At 39.8% G+C, this 16,982-nt stretch carries 14 protein-coding genes; 7 read left to right on the top strand and 7 right to left on the bottom strand.

Translation table 11 applies throughout. The features are described from left to right. Positions 1-54 precede the first annotated feature (54 nt). On the top strand, positions 55-900 hold the full coding sequence (gene mazG / locus E4O07_RS02410; RefSeq protein WP_253687081.1) for a nucleoside triphosphate pyrophosphohydrolase: 846 nt from the start codon (positions 55-57) through the stop codon (positions 898-900). A gap of 35 nt (positions 901-935) precedes the next feature. On the opposite strand, the gene E4O07_RS02405 is transcribed toward mazG, so the two are convergent. Further along, on the bottom strand, positions 936-1,682 hold the full coding sequence (locus E4O07_RS02405) for an FKBP-type peptidyl-prolyl cis-trans isomerase (RefSeq protein WP_253687080.1): 747 nt from the start codon (positions 1,680-1,682) through the stop codon (positions 936-938). Between the two features lie 132 nt (positions 1,683-1,814). Between E4O07_RS02405 and E4O07_RS02400 the strand changes: the two genes are divergently transcribed. The 4 genes from E4O07_RS02400 to ispF all read left to right on the top strand — a co-directional run bounded on the left by E4O07_RS02400 (position 1,815) and on the right by ispF (position 5,380). Next, complete coding sequence (locus E4O07_RS02400; protein WP_253687078.1) at positions 1,815-3,467, top strand: nucleoside kinase; 1,653 nt, start codon at positions 1,815-1,817, stop codon at positions 3,465-3,467. An 80-nt stretch (positions 3,468-3,547) separates the two neighbouring features. Continuing rightward, positions 3,548-4,180, top strand: coding sequence for a CarD family transcriptional regulator (locus tag E4O07_RS02395; protein WP_253687076.1), 633 nt, complete (start codon positions 3,548-3,550; stop codon positions 4,178-4,180). Further along, positions 4,167-4,898, top strand: coding sequence for an IspD/TarI family cytidylyltransferase (locus tag E4O07_RS02390; protein WP_253687075.1), 732 nt, complete (start codon positions 4,167-4,169; stop codon positions 4,896-4,898). Before E4O07_RS02395 ends, E4O07_RS02390 begins: the two co-directional genes overlap by 14 nt. After that, positions 4,895-5,380 carry a 2-C-methyl-D-erythritol 2,4-cyclodiphosphate synthase gene (ispF, locus tag E4O07_RS02385; protein ID WP_253687073.1) on the top strand — a complete coding sequence of 162 codons (486 nt, stop codon included), beginning with the start codon at positions 4,895-4,897 and terminating at the stop codon, positions 5,378-5,380. Before E4O07_RS02390 ends, ispF begins: the two co-directional genes overlap by 4 nt. Here the strand turns inward: ispF and E4O07_RS02380 are convergent. From E4O07_RS02380 to E4O07_RS02370, 3 genes are all read right to left on the bottom strand, one after another. After that, on the bottom strand, positions 5,352-8,597 hold the full coding sequence (locus tag E4O07_RS02380) for a SpiroCoCo family coiled-coil protein (protein ID WP_253687071.1): 3,246 nt from the start codon (positions 8,595-8,597) through the stop codon (positions 5,352-5,354). The two genes, ispF and E4O07_RS02380, sit on opposite strands and share 29 nt — an antisense overlap. Positions 8,598-8,631: 34 nt before the next feature. Continuing rightward, positions 8,632-9,333, bottom strand: coding sequence for an HAD family hydrolase (locus E4O07_RS02375; protein ID WP_253687069.1), 702 nt, complete (start codon positions 9,331-9,333; stop codon positions 8,632-8,634). Positions 9,334-9,400: 67 nt separating this feature from the next. Further along, positions 9,401-10,285: a PD-(D/E)XK nuclease family transposase gene (locus E4O07_RS02370; protein ID WP_371921944.1), complete on the bottom strand. Its 885-nt coding sequence runs from the start codon at positions 10,283-10,285 to the stop codon at positions 9,401-9,403. Between the two features lie 226 nt (positions 10,286-10,511). Here E4O07_RS02370 and E4O07_RS02365 point away from each other — a divergent pair, with 226 nt between their 5' ends. Then, the gene (locus E4O07_RS02365) at positions 10,512-11,345 is read left to right on the top strand and encodes a mechanosensitive ion channel family protein (RefSeq protein ID WP_253687067.1); all 834 of its coding nucleotides are present in this window, start codon (positions 10,512-10,514) and stop codon (positions 11,343-11,345) included. Here the strand turns inward: E4O07_RS02365 and E4O07_RS02360 are convergent. From E4O07_RS02360 to E4O07_RS02350, 3 genes are all read right to left on the bottom strand, one after another. Then, on the bottom strand, positions 11,324-13,378 hold the full coding sequence (locus E4O07_RS02360) for an NHL repeat-containing protein (RefSeq protein ID WP_253687065.1): 2,055 nt from the start codon (positions 13,376-13,378) through the stop codon (positions 11,324-11,326). The two genes, E4O07_RS02365 and E4O07_RS02360, sit on opposite strands and share 22 nt — an antisense overlap. A 1-nt stretch (position 13,379) precedes the next feature. After that, on the bottom strand, positions 13,380-14,060 hold the full coding sequence (locus E4O07_RS02355) for a tetratricopeptide repeat protein (RefSeq protein ID WP_253687063.1): 681 nt from the start codon (positions 14,058-14,060) through the stop codon (positions 13,380-13,382). Positions 14,061-14,152: 92 nt separating this feature from the next. Further along, a complete protein-coding gene (locus E4O07_RS02350) occupies positions 14,153-15,307 on the bottom strand; it encodes a galactokinase (RefSeq protein WP_253687062.1) in 1,155 nt (384 codons plus the stop codon). Positions 15,308-15,369: 62 nt separating this feature from the next. On the opposite strand from E4O07_RS02350, the gene lnt reads away from it, so the two are divergent. Further along, positions 15,370-16,950, top strand: coding sequence for an apolipoprotein N-acyltransferase (gene lnt / locus E4O07_RS02345; RefSeq protein WP_371921943.1), 1,581 nt, complete (start codon positions 15,370-15,372; stop codon positions 16,948-16,950). Positions 16,951-16,982: the final 32 nt, after the last annotated feature.

Genomic DNA, 16,982 nt, shown 5'->3' with positions numbered 1-16,982 from the left:
CACAAGGCTGATAGCTTGTCAATTATCGGACCTTTTTGCTATAATACCCTCATTATGGAAAATTCACAACTGATTGAGAGCTTTGAAGCTCTTTTTAATGTAATTAAAAGATTAAGAGACCCCGGAGGCTGTCCATGGGATATAGCCCAAACCCCGATGAGTATGCGCCGACCCCTTTTGGAAGAGGCCTATGAGGCCGCCGATGCAATAGAAGAACACAAGGCTTCCGGTAAGGATGCCGAGCATGTAAAAGAAGAACTTGGAGACATCCTTTTAAACGTACTTATGATTTCTTATATGTACGAACAAGAAGGGCTTTTTTCGTCTGCCGATATTATGAAAAATCTTACAGAAAAACTGATAAGAAGGCACCCCCATGTTTTTGGAGAAACCGAGGGCTATGAAGGCCCTGAAAGCGATAAAAAGGCTTCAACTCCCGAATCGGTTTTAAACCAATGGGAAAACATAAAGGAAAAAATCGAAAAACCTAAAACCGAATCGATTTTGGATTCCATTCCTAAAAATTTTCCGCCGATGCTTCGGGCCTTAAAGATTTCGAAAAAAGCTGCAAAGGCAGGCTTTGAGTGGAACGAAATCGGAGGCGTCATCGAAAAAATAAAGGAAGAAACGGCCGAATTTGCCGAAGCCGTTAAATCGGGCTCAGAGTCCGCTATGGAAGACGAGATAGGAGATGTCTTTTTTGTTGCAGTAAACGCTGCCCGATTTTTAAAGATAGATCCCGAAATGGCCCTCATGCATGCAAACAGAAAATTTGAAACCCGTTTTCGATTCGTCGAATCCGAAATGAAAAAAAACGGCTTTGACCTTTTGCCTGAAAATTCTGAAAAAATGGAAGAATTTTGGAATAAGGCTAAGCTTGAAGAAAAAGCTAAAAACTAACACCGCAAAACTCTTTTTTTTGCTTTTACCGGTTACTACTTTTTCGGTACGATCTTTACAAGCTCAATGTCAAAAATCAAGACTGCATTGCCGGGAATTATAACCGTATTGCCTTGGGCAATCCCCTGCTCTCCATAGGCCAATGCCGGCGGAACATAAAGTCTGAATTTTGCATCCTGGCTCATCAGCTTTAATCCCTCTCTCCAACCCGGAATAACTCTCGATAATTGAATCTTTACGCTTGATCCGCTTTTATATGAATCATCAAAAACCTTTCCGTCTACAAGTTTTCCGATGTAGTTTACTTCAACCTCGTCATTTTCCGAAGGATAGAAATCTTCCTTACCCTTTGAAAGCACCTCATACTGTAAACCTGATTCGGTAACTATAACGCCCTCTTTAGCCTTGTTTTTTTCAAAAAAGGCATTGGCCTCTTCAAGGGCCTTTGCAGCTTTTTCCAGCTGAGCTATTTGAAAGGCTTGGTTTATAATCATCTGAGCATCTTGAATATCTTTTTCATTAAAGTCCTTAGCCATCGCCTCATTATAACCTTTTAAAATATGCTGAGGATTGAGTTTTATACCGTCTTGCTTCACGGTTTGTGCTATAATAACCCCGAATGCATAACCGACTTCATTTTCGGTTACAGATATTTTTTCCGCCTCGGCCGAGGTTTTTTCTGAAGAAGCCTCAGATTCAGCTTTTTTATCCTTACAAGCCGTAAACATAAAAAACAGACAAGCACAGCATAAAATAAGAGTAAAATTTTTAATAAATTTCATAGAATAAATCCTTATAAAAATTGAATGTAGAAGGGTAAGATTACCAATCTTTTAAAAAACAGTCAATAGCTGGACTTTTATAAAAAATATGATATAATTGATATAGTACAATTTAATACAAAGGAGAGTCTCATGGCTTCATTTAAAATAACCTTTCCTGACGGAACTCAAAAAGAATTTGTTCATCCTGTGTCGGCACGTGAGCTGGTGCAATATTTTCCGGCCTCCCCTGCTCCTATAGTAGGCATAAAGGTCAACAATTTAGTACTACCCTTAAATAAAACCATCGATGTACAATCCAAGATAGAGCCGGTAACCTTAACGGACCGTGAGGGCTCAAATTTTTACCGAAGGACACTCTGCCTTATTTTGGCAGCAGCTGCAAAGGAACTCTATCCCGGCTTAAGGCTTTTAATGGGGCACAGTTTGGATTACGGTTATTATTACACCCTCGAAGGAAAAAATTCATCTAAGGTAGACTTTAAGGCTATCAAGGCAAAAATGGATGAGATGGTAGCTCAAGACATGCCTATCGATACCCATTGGCTTTCCTACGAAGAGGCTTTGGAGAAATTCGAACACTCAAATCAGCCTGACACCTATAGGCTTTTAAACTATACCAGCAAGCCTCGCATTTTAATAAACCGTTTAGGCAGCTATGAAGACCTTTATTTTCAGCCCCTCATGGATAGAATAGGAGAGGTTAAGGTCTTTGATGTAATGCCCTATGATAACGGCTTTTTACTCAGGTTTCCGAGGACCTCATGTCCTACAAAACTTTCAGAATTTAAAGACATACCCCATCTTTTTGAAATTTATAAAGAGTATAAACAATGGGGAAAGCTGGTAGGCGTTTCCTCGGTAGGTCAGCTAAACGATTTAATTACTTCAAGAAAAATAAAAGATTATGTCGAGATTACCGAGATACTCCAAAACAATAAACTCGCAGAAATAGCAAAAAAAGTAACGGCTAAAAAAACAGCACGGGTAATCCTGATAGCAGGGCCATCCAGCTCAGGAAAGACTACCTCCGCCAAAAAACTTTCAATGCAGCTTAAGGTCCTTGGTTATGTGCCTAAGGTTATAAGCCTTGATGATTTTTACCTCGGCATAGCCAAAACGCCGAAAAAAGAAGACGGGCGGCCCGACTTTGAATGCGTTGAAGCCTTGGACATTGAGCTTTTAAACGATGTACTCCTCCGCCTTTTTAAGGGCGAAACAGTCGAAATGCCCTCCTACGATTTTAAGGTGAGCAGCCGCCGTCCTGAAGGCAAGATGTTCACTCCCGAACAAAACACCATCTTTATACTTGAAGGAATACATGCTCTAAACGATAAACTTACGGCAAAGATAGACGAGTCATTAAAATTTAAGGTCTACCTTTCAGCCCTGACCCAGCTTAATTTGGATGACCATAACCGCATTCCGACTTCGGACAACAGACTTATAAGACGCATAGTACGGGATGCCCAATTTAGAGGCAGCCCTGCAGCAAGGACAATAGGAATGTGGGGCGATGTAAGAAGCGGAGAATCAAAATATATTTTCCCCTTCCAAGGAAACGCCGATGCAGTCTTCAACACAGCCCTGGACTACGAGCTTTCAGTCTTAAAGGTTTATGCAGAACCTCTTTTAAAGGCTGTAAAGCCGAATCAAAAGGAATACAACGAAGCATCGAGACTATTAACCTTTTTAGGAAACTTTTTACCTCTTCCGGCCGGTTTTGTGCATGGACAATCCATATTGCGAGAATTTATAGGAGACAGCGATTTTTCATACAGCTAGACCTTTTCATACGTAGTGCTAAAGGCAAAAATTCAGCCTCGTAGACTAAAAAAAATATTTATGCTATAATGCTCAAACATATGAGTAAGAAATTTGTTTTTTCCGCAAAAGAAGTTGTCGTTTACCCGGGTCAGGGTGTTGGTACTGTCACCGATATCACCAAAAAAGAGATAGCCGGCGAAGTTATAGACTATTATGTTATTTATCTGGCTGACTCCGATATGACGGTCTTAGTTCCTATTACCGGAATCGATAATCTTGGAATAAGGCGCATAGTAACAAAGACAGAAGCTGAAGCAGCCCTCAAATTCCTGTCTGAAGATTTTGAACCCATCCCCATAGATTGGAAGGCACGCTATCAAATGAATATGGATTTATTTAAAAGCGGAAAAATCTTGGACACAGCCTCTGTTGTACGCTCCCTCTACCAGCGCAGCAAAACAAAGGAGCTTCCCATTCAGGAAAGAAAGCTCTACGACTCAGCCTATAGAATTTTTCAAGACGAAATAGCAGCAGCATTAAAGATGACGAAAACCGAAGTAGAGGCATCCATACACTTACACCTTGAACCGCTCGGCGGCCCGATAGAAAAATTCAAAGATGAATATGATGATGACGATGACGACTTAATCGTAAATGAGGATGAAAGACTTGACGATGACGATATGGATGAAGACGACATAGAAGATTCGGATATGTATGAGGACGATTAAAAGTTTAGGCTTTGCAGCTGTAATAACTGCAGCGGGCAAATCCCAACGGATGAATTTAGACACAAAAAAAGAATATTTAAAATTACCTGAATACGGAGAGGACGTTACGGTTCTCTCCGAATGTCTTTTAAAATTTTTGCAAACAAAGCTGTTTGACGTAATAGTTATCACTGTTCCCTCCAGCGATATTTCAAAAGCCGAAAGTTTAATTTTTAAAGATAAGAGAATAGCAAAAACTCTGCTTGAAAAAAATACAAAAATAATCTTTGCAGCCGGTGCCGATACAAGACAGGCTTCCGTCTTTAAGGCACTTGTTAAACTTGAAGAACTTAAAGAAAAAAACGAAGCCGATTTTAACTTTGTATTAATCCATGACGGGGCCCGCCCCAGGGTCAGTCCTGAGCTTATAAAATTCGTTTCTGATGAGTTAAGCAAAAACGGAGCGGTAATCCCCGGCTATCAAGCCGTTGATACGCAAAAAATAGCCGACAAATCCGGTAAAATAACCCGGCACCTCAAACGCAGTTCCGTATTCTCAGTACAAACTCCGCAAGGATTCGACTTTGAAAAGATATTGGCCGCTCACAAAAAAGCTTCAGGAAACGGGAAAGAGTATACAGACGACAGTGAGATTTACGGAGAATTCGCAGGAGACGTTTTTATTTGCCCGGGAGAAATATCCAACAAAAAAATAACTTTTAAGGAAGATATAAAATGAGAACAGGCCTAGGCTACGACTTACACCGCTTGATCAGAGGAAAAAAACTTATGATAGGCGGAATCCATATTCCTTTTAAAAAAGGTGAAAAAGCCCACTCGGATGGAGATGTCCTCCTTCATGCCATAACCGATGCCCTTCTCGGAGCCTGCGGCATGGGCGACATAGGAGAATTTTTTCCTCCAATCGATAAAAAATGGAAGGATGCAAATTCTGCAGATCTCTTATCGATGGTATGGGAAAAGATAAGTGAGCAAGGATGGGAAATTCAAAATATTGACTGTGTAATAATAATCGAAGAACCAAAAATCCTTCCCTTCCGAGAAGAAATAAGAGCTTCAATAGCAGGAATTTTAAAAATAGAAAAGAAGCAAATTTTTATAAAGGCTAAGACCGGCGAAGGCATAGGAATAATAGGAAGAGGCAAGGCCGTTGCCGCCCTTGCCTCATGCCTTATCTTTTGTCGGCATACTCAAGAATAAGATCTACTTCCCCGAGAGATAAGTTTAAGGCCTTTGCAATCTCGTTGTTTTTCCAGCCTTGTCGGGAAAGTTTTAGTACGTTTTCTTGCACATTTAATGACGGACTTCCGCTTTCGTTCCTTTCGGGTTTTTCTCCCTTAAAGAGGTCTGCCATCAGCTTTAACTGAGCTTCGGATTCGCCTGAAATTTCTTTTAGCCTGGTTTCGGTGGCGGCAAGCCAGCTTCTGGCCTGCTTTAGGTTATCCATCTTGGAATTCAAATCCTCTAATGTAGAATCTACGCTTTCAATCTTCTCGCAAACAGCTTCAGCCCTGCCCTGATTTGACAAAAGAGTCTCAAGGGTTACCTTTATCTTTTCCATTTCAGGAGGAATTACACTTACCTCAGTCTTAAACTGTTTAATATCAGCTTCAAGTTCTTTTAGGTTTTCAAAGGCGGAATCAATACTTTCAAGAGTTTGGTTTAAAACCGCTTCTTTTTTCTCAAGCCTTTCGTAGCGGGTGTTTACATCACCGATACCCTCTTCCAGCCGTCTGATTTGCACCTGATATTGCTGTAAATCATCATTTACGGCAGTAAGCTCGATGATTTTTTTGTCCATAGAATCGGAAAGGGTATTAAGCTTTATAAACTCGCCTTCAAGAAGCTCGATATTTTTGCGCTCATTCATAAAGCGGCTGACCTTTTGTTTAGCTTCCTCTTCCAAATGAGTAACCTTCTCATATTGAAGAGCCAAGTCATCCATTGCGTTTCTATAAACTTCAAATTTAGTAACCTCATTTTTAAGAGAAGCAATGTCTTTCTCTAAACCCTCTTTTAGCTCGTCAGCTCTTTCAAAGACCTTAGTTTGAGTAATAAAGTCATTTTGTTTTTTATCTATCTCTTCTATGAGCGAATTTAGGCGGTCTGCATCGGCCTGTATCTTTTCGCGGACCTTCTCTTGGGTTTCATCAAGGCGGTTTCTTACTTCGAGAATCATATCATTCATACCCTGTACGGATTGCTCTGCCTCAGAAGCGGCATCATTGATTCTTTTGTTGATTGCCTCATCGAGTTTTTCGGCCTCAGTATTAAAGCGGTTCGTTATTTCGGCAGCATGTTCATCAATGGCCTTATTTGCAGCTGCAACCTTGGTATCAACGGAATTAAGCTTAGCTTGAATACCGTTAAAGGCATCTCCGCTCTTTGCTACAAAGTCCTTGTATTGGGCATTGTACTTGGTATCAAGATTTTTAATGGCATTTTCCGTCAAGCCTGCAAAGTTTGTAATCTTCTCATCAAAGAAGGAGCGGGCATCCGTAAACTGCTGATCTGTGCGGCTCTTCCAAGCTTCAAAATCTTTTTTAATTGTCTCAAACTTAGCTTCCGATTCTTCCCGGATTGAAAGGAGCTTTTCTTGCAAGCCCTTTGAGGTATTTTCAAGTTCTGCATTTTGATTGGATATAGCCTCTCGAACCTGATCCTTATATGAAGCAAGCTCAGTCTCAAGCTGCTGCGAGGCCTTTGCTTTTATCTGATTTATATCTGCACGGAAGGATTCTATATATTGCTCTACAGTACCGTCCATTGCAGCAACTCTCGAATTTAAACCTGCTTCAACATCTTTAACCTTGTCATCCAGTTTTGCAAAAAGGGCCTTATATTCTTCGGCGGCCTGACCAAGTCTTACACGCAGTTCTGCCTTATATTTTTCTTCCAAATCCTTTCTTGCAGATTCGTTTTCAGAAGCAAGAAGAGTCATGTTGGCGGAAACATCCTCTTTCCACTGATCAAAACTTAAGTTTATAGCCTCGCTCCTCTTTGCAAGGTCTGCAAAGAAATCGTCTTCAAACATTTTGAGTTTTTCCGAAACGTTTGTATAGGCCTTAGCTTTTAGATCATCGATGCCTGCATCAATAGTCTTCATGCGTTCGCGTATTTTTTCGGAATTATTTGTAAACTCGTTAAAAAAGTTCTGCTGGCTTTGCTTTGCAGCATTTACATAAGAAGAGAATTCGGCCATCATCTCATTTTTGATAAGACCTTGAGATTTTTCGATTTCTTCTTTTAAGCTGTCGACGTTTTCAATAGCCTTTTCAAATTTGGTAAATCTCTCTTCTGTCTGAATCTTAAATTCATTTAATTTTTTATCCGTAAATTTAGAAAGAGAATTTACGTTATCCTGAAAGTTCGCAGCAAGGGAATTAAACTGAGACCTCATTGTAGCTTCCGTTTGGCTCAAATCTGCAGAAAGAGCATCCGAGCGCACCGAAACACTATCCTCAGCATCCTTTAATCTTTCGGATATGGAGTTTATACGTGAAGAAATATTTTCTTCGGTTTGTGAAAAATCAGACTGCATTTGAGCAAGATAGTCCTTTGCCTGAGTTTCCCATTCTGCCCTAAAATCGGAAGCAATCTGTCTTGTTTGACTTAAATTGTCATCCATCTGAGCTTCAATCTCTGCAGCTGTCTCTTCAAATTCTTTGCGGTAGCTTTGAACCCTTTCCGCCGTTTCTTCCTTTAACTTAGCAAAGGCAGCCTCTTGAAGGGCACCGGCCTTGTCTGCAGCAGAGTTATACGCTTCTTTATATAAGTCTTGAAGTTTGATAGCCGTCACTTCCAAGAGCTCGCCGGTATCTCTTTGGGCTGAAGCAAGGCGGTTTTCAACATCATTAATTACAAGCCCCATTTCGTCCAATATTTTGCTCTTATATTCACTTAGTTTTGCATCGGCTTCGGCTGCAAAATTTTGCTTTAATTCCGGAATACTCTCGGTGAGATTATTAAGTTGAGCCCTTGCATTATTGATGGATTTTGCAAGCGAATCGACAAAGTCCGCTTCTCTTGTAATTTCCATTAGATTTTTTTCTGCCAAGGCCGTCATATCCATAAGTTTTTGAATTGTTTGACCTGATTCCGTAATATATCTATCAATATCCCTGATGGCAGCAGACCGTTCTTCTACTGTTTGACTTTGCACTAAAAAATCGGCTCGAAGTTCATCAAGCCGCTTTACCGTCGCAATAGCCTTACTTTGCTGTACCCCTAATTCTGTGGAAAGATCGCTTAAAGTAGAATTTTTTTCGTTTACAAAAGCTTCAAGATCTTCCTTTATTTTATCTCCGTATCTTTTTGCTTTTTCGATGGAGCGGTTATTCTTATCGCTTTGTCTAAAAGCAATAATAATACCCACACAAATTACCAGTGTTATAAGATTGAATAGAATATAACTCATTAAAAATTCCCACCCTTTTTTTTATAATATCAGATTATATCATAAATTTCAATAATTGGCGATAGTTTGAAAAATAAATATCAGGTTTTTCGGTATCTTTTTGAGCAAAAATCTTTTTCAGCAAAATAAATAATCTGCTCTTTATGCAGGCAGTGTACATTCCTGCAGCCTTGGCTCCCGCTACATCATACTTGAGGTTGTTTCCCACATAGAGAATCTTATCGCAAGGCAGATCAAGGGCTTCTGCCAATCTTCTAAAGGGGAGAGGAGAAGGCTTTAAGGCTCCTATAGTCTCTGTCCCGAAAGCGGCATCGCAAAGGGGTAAAATACCCCATACATCATTTTTTTGTTCCGGTAAAAAATCCGAAAGAAGGGCTATTTTAAGTCCTCGGCTTTTAAATTCCTCTATAGATTCCCTTGCAAAAAAGTAAGGCCTTATCCTTGCAAAACGCTTTTTCCAGCCGGTATAAATTTCAGCCTCCAAAAAATTTTTAACATCTTCCTTGCTCTTTCCTGCATATTTTGCCAAAATTTCGGCTTGAAAATCAAAAAAATTATCTAAAACTTTATCGGGATTTTTTTCCTGCCATAATCGAATATCTTTGCGGGTCTTATTAAAAGCAGACATAAAATTAAAATTTTTTAAAAGAAAAGGAATTATACGTAAATTAAAGCGCCATGAAGGATAGAGCGTACCGTCAATGTCAAAGGCTATAGCAGAAATACCGTACTTCATAGATACTTATACTATAAAATGAGAAGCTTTGTCTAGGAGGTTGTTTTTAATTGCCGGCCTCCACTAATCATAGTTTCTCCACCTCCTCTTTACTAAGCCCTGTAGCTTTTGAGATTATTTCTAAGGCAAGCCCTATTTCAAGCAAGTTTTTTGCTGTTTCCAACTTTGCTTGATATGAACCTTCAGCTCGGCCCTCGACTAAACCTTCTTCTAAACCTGCGGCACGGCCTTCCTCTAATCCCAGTCTTCTAGCTTCATTCCTTTCACATTCCACATACATCTCGTACTTTTCGTTAGAGAGCTCTATTGCCATTCGCCTCTCTTCATCAGTTACCCTAAAGAGTGTTGCTTCTGCCATTTTTATACCCTCCTCTAATCTGCACAATTCTTCCAACATCCCGCTTTTTTTATCTTCTTCATAGTTGGTTAAAAATCTTATCCAAAAATCTTTTAGATTATACTCTTCTAATCTCTTTTTCATAGTATAAACTATTAGCTTGTTTAATTCAACATAAAGATATTGAATTACAGAACCTTCAGGCATCTTTACAAGCTCTGCGTTTTTAGGAACATCGCAGCCAAAGACAGAGAGGCTTATTGCATACAAAAAATCGTCTTCGTTGGGCTCCGATTTTAAAAAACGAGAAGCTAACCGCATAAGGTACATTTGACTCCGCCTTGGATAGTTGGTTTTCCAAAACTGCTGCATTTCAAGGTCTACAAGAAGACCTGTGTCGGTTTTAATCAAAAAATCGAGGCGGTAAGTTTCACCCGACGGCCTGTCCCGAATCAGTTCGGTGTTTAGGATTTCGGCTTTTTTGATTTTACCGTAAGAATCTTCCAAAAAGGCATTAAGAAAGCTTATAAGGGCCTTGTTGCCTTCTTCACCTTTAGAGAACATTAACTTAAAAACCCAATCGGTCTTGGGATTTAAAATTTTTTCTTCATCCATAATAACTCCTTTGCAGGTATTATTTTCTTCCCTGCCTTCACCTAATTATAGGGTTATAAATTAAATAATTAGTAAAATTTAAAAAATAAATATAAACACATCAAAATAGCAGCAAAGTAATGATTGAACAGCATAGCTTTTGCAAAGATAAAACTTTAATGAGGCTGCCCTGCCGATTCAGAATGCCCCCATTGGCTTTTTACAAAAAATTTGATAGATTACCAAAATGAAGATAAGCTTAGAACAAATACAAATTTTTTTCAGGGAAAACTTTACCCTGCCCTTTTTTATGTCTGTTTTGTCCCTCTTGGGAATAATTTTAATTACATACATCTTTTTTAAAATTATAATTAAATCCATAAGAAAATTTACCGAACACAAGGTAAGTCCTGCAATTCAGAACCTTATAACAAAGATTCTCCAATACACTTGTCTGGCAGTTATCTTGATGACAATATTCAAAAAGCTAGGCATAAACATAAATGCCTTTGTCGGAGCTGCCGGTATAGCCGGTGTTGCCATAGGTTTTGCAGCCCAAACCTCGGTATCAAACATAATTTCCGGCTTCTTTGTCCTTGCCGAAAAAGCCTTTAAGGTAGGCGACCGCATCCAGCTTGCAGACATAACGGGAAATGTAGAATCTATCGATTTTATGGCTGTCAGGGTAAAAACCCTTGACGGAAACATAGTGCGTATCCCTAATGAGGTAGTCATAAAGGGAAATCTCATAAACTATTCAAGCCTTCCTATAAGGAGAATTGAAACAAAGATAACCGTTGCATACGGCACCGATATGGAAAAGGTAGAAGCCGTTTTAATGGAAATCCCGAACCGTGTACCCCAAATTTTACAAGACCCCGAACCCTTTGTTTTATGGTCGGTTTATGCAAATTCCGGCATAGAAGTCGCCTTTTATGCTTGGGGATTAAATGAAGATTTTCTTGTAATAAAGAATTCGGTTTTTAAGCTGATAAACGAGCTATTTGAAGAAGCCGAAATCAAGATTCCCTTCCCACAGATGGATGTCTATATCAATCCCTACTCCAAAGGAGCAAAGTAGCCTATTTCATCCCTTCCGGATCTTTTTAAAAGCTGAACTTCTACTTCTACTGGTAAAAAAGCCCTGCCGAAATCGGTGGACATGGTAGAAGTATATTTCAGCTGATACATTCCCAAGGGCTGTTCTATAATGTCATCAATGATGGGTTTTAAGCCCCTTTCGGCATATATGTATGCGGCCTTACCGCCTGTCTTTTTTGCAAGATAACTCATTTCGGAGGCCGGAGCTCCCTTTTTTAAGCTAATCGGATAAAAATGTATATTGTTATTTTTCATATATGCAGCAAGATCGTTTAAATTATATTGCTTAAAATTATCCGAATTGGGATCGCTGAAATTCAAAAAAAGGACGGCTCTTTTTTGTTCGGCATTTATCAGTTCCCCTACGGCAAGGCGCAAAGCTAGATCGAATTTCCAATCAGGCGAGGCATGAGCCTTTATGCGGTTAGGTAGGGTCACCAAATCGGCAGGAGAGAATTTACCCTCAAGAGAGGGAATAGATGATGCCGAAATAAGACTTATCCTTCCCTTACCCTGCATGGCTTCTGCAATTTCCTTTAAGGCAGCCTCTATCAAGGCTTTTTCCTTTAGGGAACTAGGAGATCTTTCAACAATGACGGCTATGTCGCAGGTTTTATTAAAATATGAAGAACCGGTAAGGGCATAGTCGGCAACAGGTCTATTACCTTCCGTGATGATAAAGTTATCCTGAGTCAAACCGACAATTTGTTTGCCGTCCCGATTTTGAACGCTTACTTCAATCAAAACTTCAGGGAATTTATCGGAGTAGACTTTTTTAATCAACACAAAAAGACCGCCCGCAAGCTCATTTATTCTTGAAGTTATTTCTACCGTTTGATTTTTATGATCTATCAAAAGAAGACTTCCATTTACATCAGGAACAGCTGCCGTAATCTTTGTAGGAACATTTCCCAAGCTCATCAACTCACTCACAGTCGAAAAAGCAATGTCTATAAGATAAACCTTGTTTCCGGCAGAGGCCACCAAATTGCCGTTCCACTCTCTAAGCGACTCTATTTGTTTTAATGTGCCTTCAGGCAAAAGGGATTGTACAAAGTTTCCGGCCGTATCAAAGGTGTAGACGGCACCCTTTACCGCATCGGCAACATAGACAAGTCCGTCAACTACAGCTATTCCGGAAGGAGCCGTAAAGCCCCCGAAAAGACCGCTTTTTGTTCCAAAGGTAAAAAGAGGTTCTCCTGCAGAAGAAAAAACTACAATCCTTGCATTTCCAAAATCGCAAACATAGATATTGCCGTAATCGTCTTCGGCCAAAAACTGAGGGCCGATGAATTCCCCGTTTCCCCTGCCCCTCGTTCCGAAAGATTTTATAAAGGAACCATTTTTATCGAGAAGAGAAAGCCTGTCGGCGGCAAATTCCGAAACCAAGAGATTCCCGTCCGATAAGGCTATAACATCGAAGGGTCTGTCAAAGCCTTGAATGGGACCGCGAGTTCTGTCAAGGATTATACCGTTTACATTAAAATGCAAAAGCTCGTTTGAACCGTAGGCCGTCATCCAAAAAGATCCGTCGGAAACGGCAGCTATCGAAAGAGGCTGACGGAAAAGTTCTACATTTCCGTTCTTCGAGCTAAAAGATGAATTTTCTACATATTTTATGTTATCTGAAGAATGGGGAGTGAGGCTCCTCGATTCTTTTAAAATTTCTATCTTGTTTTTTAAAAGCATTCCGCCGTAGCCTGAGGCTTCAGCAAATTCCCACTGAGTTAAGGCGGCCCCCTCAACCCCGGAGCTGTAATAAGCCTTGCCGAGCCAATCTAAAATTAAGGACTCTCCGGGCAAATACGAAAGGGCTTTTTCGAATAATAGAATAGCTTCGTTAAAGGTTCCGCGGTAATAGGCTTGAACGCCCCGTCTGAATTCTTCGGAAGCGACCCTCTTATCCGACGAGGACGGATTATCGGTAAAACTCTTATCTTGCGAAAAAATAGGAAGAGTAAATAAGATTAAGCTTATAAAAACAATTATACGAAATTTTATAGCGAACTTCATCTTAAGCCTCCCGTGCACCGGCGGTTATCATTTCAAAGTGTTTGAGTATAATCTTATTATCGGGTAATTTTTCCTTTGCTCGAGTAATATAGGAATTAGCCTCCGGCTCAAGGTCCATCTTATGGTAGATTAGGGCCATAGAATCCAAATAAGCCGGATTTTCAGGCTGTTTTTCTACGGCTTTTTTGCAAAGAAGCAAGGAACGGGTCAGATCCCTATCTGTTTCTGCGAGAATGTAGGCCAAACCGTTTAGAGCCGTGCTGTTTTCGGGAGCGGCCTTTAAGGCTTTTTCGTAATAGTCTATAGCCTTTTCGGTTTCATGATGTTCATAATAAACATAGGCTAATGAAGAGTAAACCTGCACCGACTCATAGCCGGCTTCAATAAGTTTTGAAAGTTCAAACTCTGCAAGCCTTGTTCGGCCGGTATTTGCGTAGATAAAGGCTAAAATCAATCTGCATTGATAAACCTTTGCAATATCCTTGCTTGCAGTAACGACCTGTTCAAGATATTCGAGAGCCTGCTCATACTCTGATAGCCGGGAATATATTAGACCTATATAATAGTTTATTTCGATTTTAATAAGAACATCTTCCGTACTTACACTTAAAAAGAAAACTAAAGCTTCTTGGTAGTCTTTTTTGTTATATAGGTTTACACCCTCTTTTAATTCGGAATACATGAAACCCTCCCTTTTTCAAATTATACAGAAAAAAAACTTTTTACACAATAGCAGAGAAGTACACTTAAAAATTCACCTATCTTCAAGCCTTATCAAAAAGTTCTTGCAGAACCTGTGGGCTTAGCCTTATATATCAAAGGCTTAAATCCGAAAATTCTTTCATAGTCTCCAACTTTTTCTATATAAGCTTTTGCATCCTCATCTCTAAGAATAGTATAGGTACAGCCGCCGAAGCCCTTTCCCGTCATTCGTGAACACACAAGGTTGGTTACCGAAGGCTCCATAAACTCAAGGGAGCGCTTAACCAGCCAGTCCAATTCGGGACAAGAAATCTCAAAGCGGTCTCTAAGTCCGTCATGGGAGCGGTTTAAGATACGTGAAAGCATGATATTGTCTTTACGCCTTAGGGCATCCACAGCTTCATCGACACTTAAAGACTCTCTGATAATATAGGTAACCCTTCTCCGCACCGATTCGGGGATATCGATCTCTTCAAGCATTTTTTCGGTCAAATACATCATGTTTTTAGGCATATCAGGCTGTTTTTTTACCAGTTCATAGGCTTCTACACATTCATCCAATCGGGCCGTCAACTCTTCACGGGCAATTATGCGCGGTACGCGGGAATCCGTTAATATGATGGAATGCCCCTCTATGGGGAAAGGATAAATATCCGCAGTTTTTTTTCGATGATCGGTACGCACACAGTGATTGGATTTTGCAAAGAGGGCACATAAAATATCCGCCCTATGAGCATAGGTGTTTAGGTGCTGAACGTTTGCATGTTCAAGAATATCGACCAAGTCGCCTTTGGTAAGTTTGGGAGCAAACATCTTCCTCAATATAAGGGCAGTAGCCGTTTTAAGAGCATTGGGAGTTCCCAATCCCGCATCCGCAGGTATTTCGGATAAAATAGTAAAATTCAAACCGGAAATGTGGTAGCCGAAGTCGTTAAATGCCGAAATAACGGCCTTAACAGCATTGGCCCATCGGTCTTCCCTCTTATACCTGAGACCGGAATAGGATATTTTTTTCCGCTCATTAAGCGAAATTGAAAACAGCCTAAAGTTATTATCGCTGCGTCTCGATGCACAAGCATACAAACAGTGATTAATGCTCATGGAAAGAGTATTTCCTTGAGCAAACCATGTATGCTCACCTAGAAGATGAAAACGCCCCGGGGCGGCAGCACATACTTCAGGCTCATCTCCATATTCGTCAATATGAAATGTAACTATTTTTTGCATAATTATATAATACTCGTTATATTGAAATTTTTCAAGAAAAATGATTAAATAGATATATAAATATGCACTTTTTTTTATCTTTTTTTAGTATTTTTGCATCATCAGCCCTATTTTCTCTCGGAATCCCCAATGAATTCTTAAATTCAGGCTCTCCCTTTGCCGGTTTTGCAGGTTTGATTCTGTTATATTATACATTCCTTAATTGCGGCTCACATAAAAGAGCGGCCCTTTTATACGGATTTTTTGCCGCCTTTGTAAATTTTATGTCAAGCTTTTGGCTTGCTTTTTTTGAAGATTTTGCAATATTTACGCTAGGAGCCAGTACCCTTGCATATTTTTTTATGGCCATGCCCTTCGGTTTTTTACTTTATCATGGTCTTCAAAAAAATAAAAATTTACGCCCGTTCTTCTTCGCCTCAGTTTGGCTCCTCTGGGAAATTTCCAAATCTACAGGTTTTTTAGCCTATCCTTGGGGAACAGCTCCGATGATCTGCTTTAACTTAAAGCCCCTTATTCAGTTTATAGACATAACGGGAGTTTGGGGACTTTCCTTTATTGTCCCCCTTATTGCAGCCTGCTTAGGTGAAATTTTACAAAGCTATGCCCTTTCGGCAAATTCAGCCGGTTTTCTTAAAAACTTAGACGAAATTAAACGCCCCCTTATTTTTACCTCTTTTTTGGTTTTAATTATCAACATTTACGGGATAAAAATTTTATTCACCGAAATGCAGCCTAAAACCTTTTTAAACACCGTGATAGTCCAGCAAAACACGGATCCTTGGGACAATTCCCGGTTTGAAGAAAATCTAAAAACCTCTCAAAATTTAAGCCGTAAGGCGATCTTACCGGCAGACAAAAAACCGGACCTCATCGTTTGGAGCGAATCATCCCTGATAGCTCCATACAAGGACAATGAGGATTTTTACGGATTTATCCCTTACAGAGATCCTTTTATACGCTTTTTAGCCGAGACAGGCTCTCCCATCTTAGTAGGTTCCCCATATGTAGACGGAGAAAAGCAATATAACTCAGCCTATCTTTTATCTTCTCAAGGAGAAATTATAGACGTTTATTCAAAAATACAGCTCGTACCCTTTGCCGAGTATATTCCCTTTATAGATAATCCTCTTGTTGCCCGTTTTTTTGATAAGCTGGTCGGCTTTTCTTCAGGATGGAATCCGGGAACTGAATATAAGGTATTTAGTATCAAAAATTCGGAAGGAAAGACAGTCAAATTTACGGCCCCTATATGCTTTGAAGATGCCTTTCCTTCAGTCTGTCTTAATTTACACAATGCGGGAAGTGAGGTTCTTATAAACATAACAAATGACTCTTGGTCCAAAACAAAGAGTGCCGAATATCAGCATTTTGTAGTAGCTCACTTTAGAGCCATAGAGCTTAGAACAACTTTGGTGCGCTCAACCAACTCAGGCTACTCTGTAGTTGTAGACCCCAAAGGAAAGATTTTAGCAGATCTTCCCTTATTTGAAGCCGGCTCCCTTTATACGGAAGTTCCCATTTATGAGCACACAAAAACATTTTATGCTTCTTATAAGGATTGGTTTCCTATCGGTATCTTTTTAATATTGATTTTTAACATGATATTGGAATTTAATCAAAGGCACCTAAAAAAGGAGGGCTAAAACAGCGCTTTTTTTAGCTGCCGCCTTAGCCC

It is taken from the genome of Treponema sp. OMZ 798, from assembly GCF_024181385.1.
Lineage (GTDB): Bacteria > Spirochaetota > Spirochaetia > Treponematales > Treponemataceae > Treponema_B.
This window is presented reverse-complemented; position numbering and strand designations above follow the sequence as displayed.

Coding starts and splice junctions, on each gene's coding strand:
- mazG (WP_253687081.1), top strand. CDS start 55: ATGGAAAATTCACAACTGATTGAGAGCTTTGAAGCTCTTTTTAATGTA.
- E4O07_RS02405 (WP_253687080.1), bottom strand. CDS start 1,682: ATGAAATTTATTAAAAATTTTACTCTTATTTTATGCTGTGCTTGTCTG.
- E4O07_RS02400 (WP_253687078.1), top strand. CDS start 1,815: ATGGCTTCATTTAAAATAACCTTTCCTGACGGAACTCAAAAAGAATTT.
- E4O07_RS02395 (WP_253687076.1), top strand. CDS start 3,548: ATGAGTAAGAAATTTGTTTTTTCCGCAAAAGAAGTTGTCGTTTACCCG.
- E4O07_RS02390 (WP_253687075.1), top strand. CDS start 4,167: ATGAGGACGATTAAAAGTTTAGGCTTTGCAGCTGTAATAACTGCAGCG.
- ispF (WP_253687073.1), top strand. CDS start 4,895: ATGAGAACAGGCCTAGGCTACGACTTACACCGCTTGATCAGAGGAAAA.
- E4O07_RS02380 (WP_253687071.1), bottom strand. CDS start 8,597: ATGAGTTATATTCTATTCAATCTTATAACACTGGTAATTTGTGTGGGT.
- E4O07_RS02375 (WP_253687069.1), bottom strand. CDS start 9,333: ATGAAGTACGGTATTTCTGCTATAGCCTTTGACATTGACGGTACGCTC.
- E4O07_RS02370 (WP_371921944.1), bottom strand. CDS start 10,285: ATGGATGAAGAAAAAATTTTAAATCCCAAGACCGATTGGGTTTTTAAG.
- E4O07_RS02365 (WP_253687067.1), top strand. CDS start 10,512: ATGAAGATAAGCTTAGAACAAATACAAATTTTTTTCAGGGAAAACTTT.
- E4O07_RS02360 (WP_253687065.1), bottom strand. CDS start 13,378: ATGAAGTTCGCTATAAAATTTCGTATAATTGTTTTTATAAGCTTAATC.
- E4O07_RS02355 (WP_253687063.1), bottom strand. CDS start 14,060: ATGTATTCCGAATTAAAAGAGGGTGTAAACCTATATAACAAAAAAGAC.
- E4O07_RS02350 (WP_253687062.1), bottom strand. CDS start 15,307: ATGCAAAAAATAGTTACATTTCATATTGACGAATATGGAGATGAGCCT.
- lnt (WP_371921943.1), top strand. CDS start 15,370: ATGCACTTTTTTTTATCTTTTTTTAGTATTTTTGCATCATCAGCCCTA.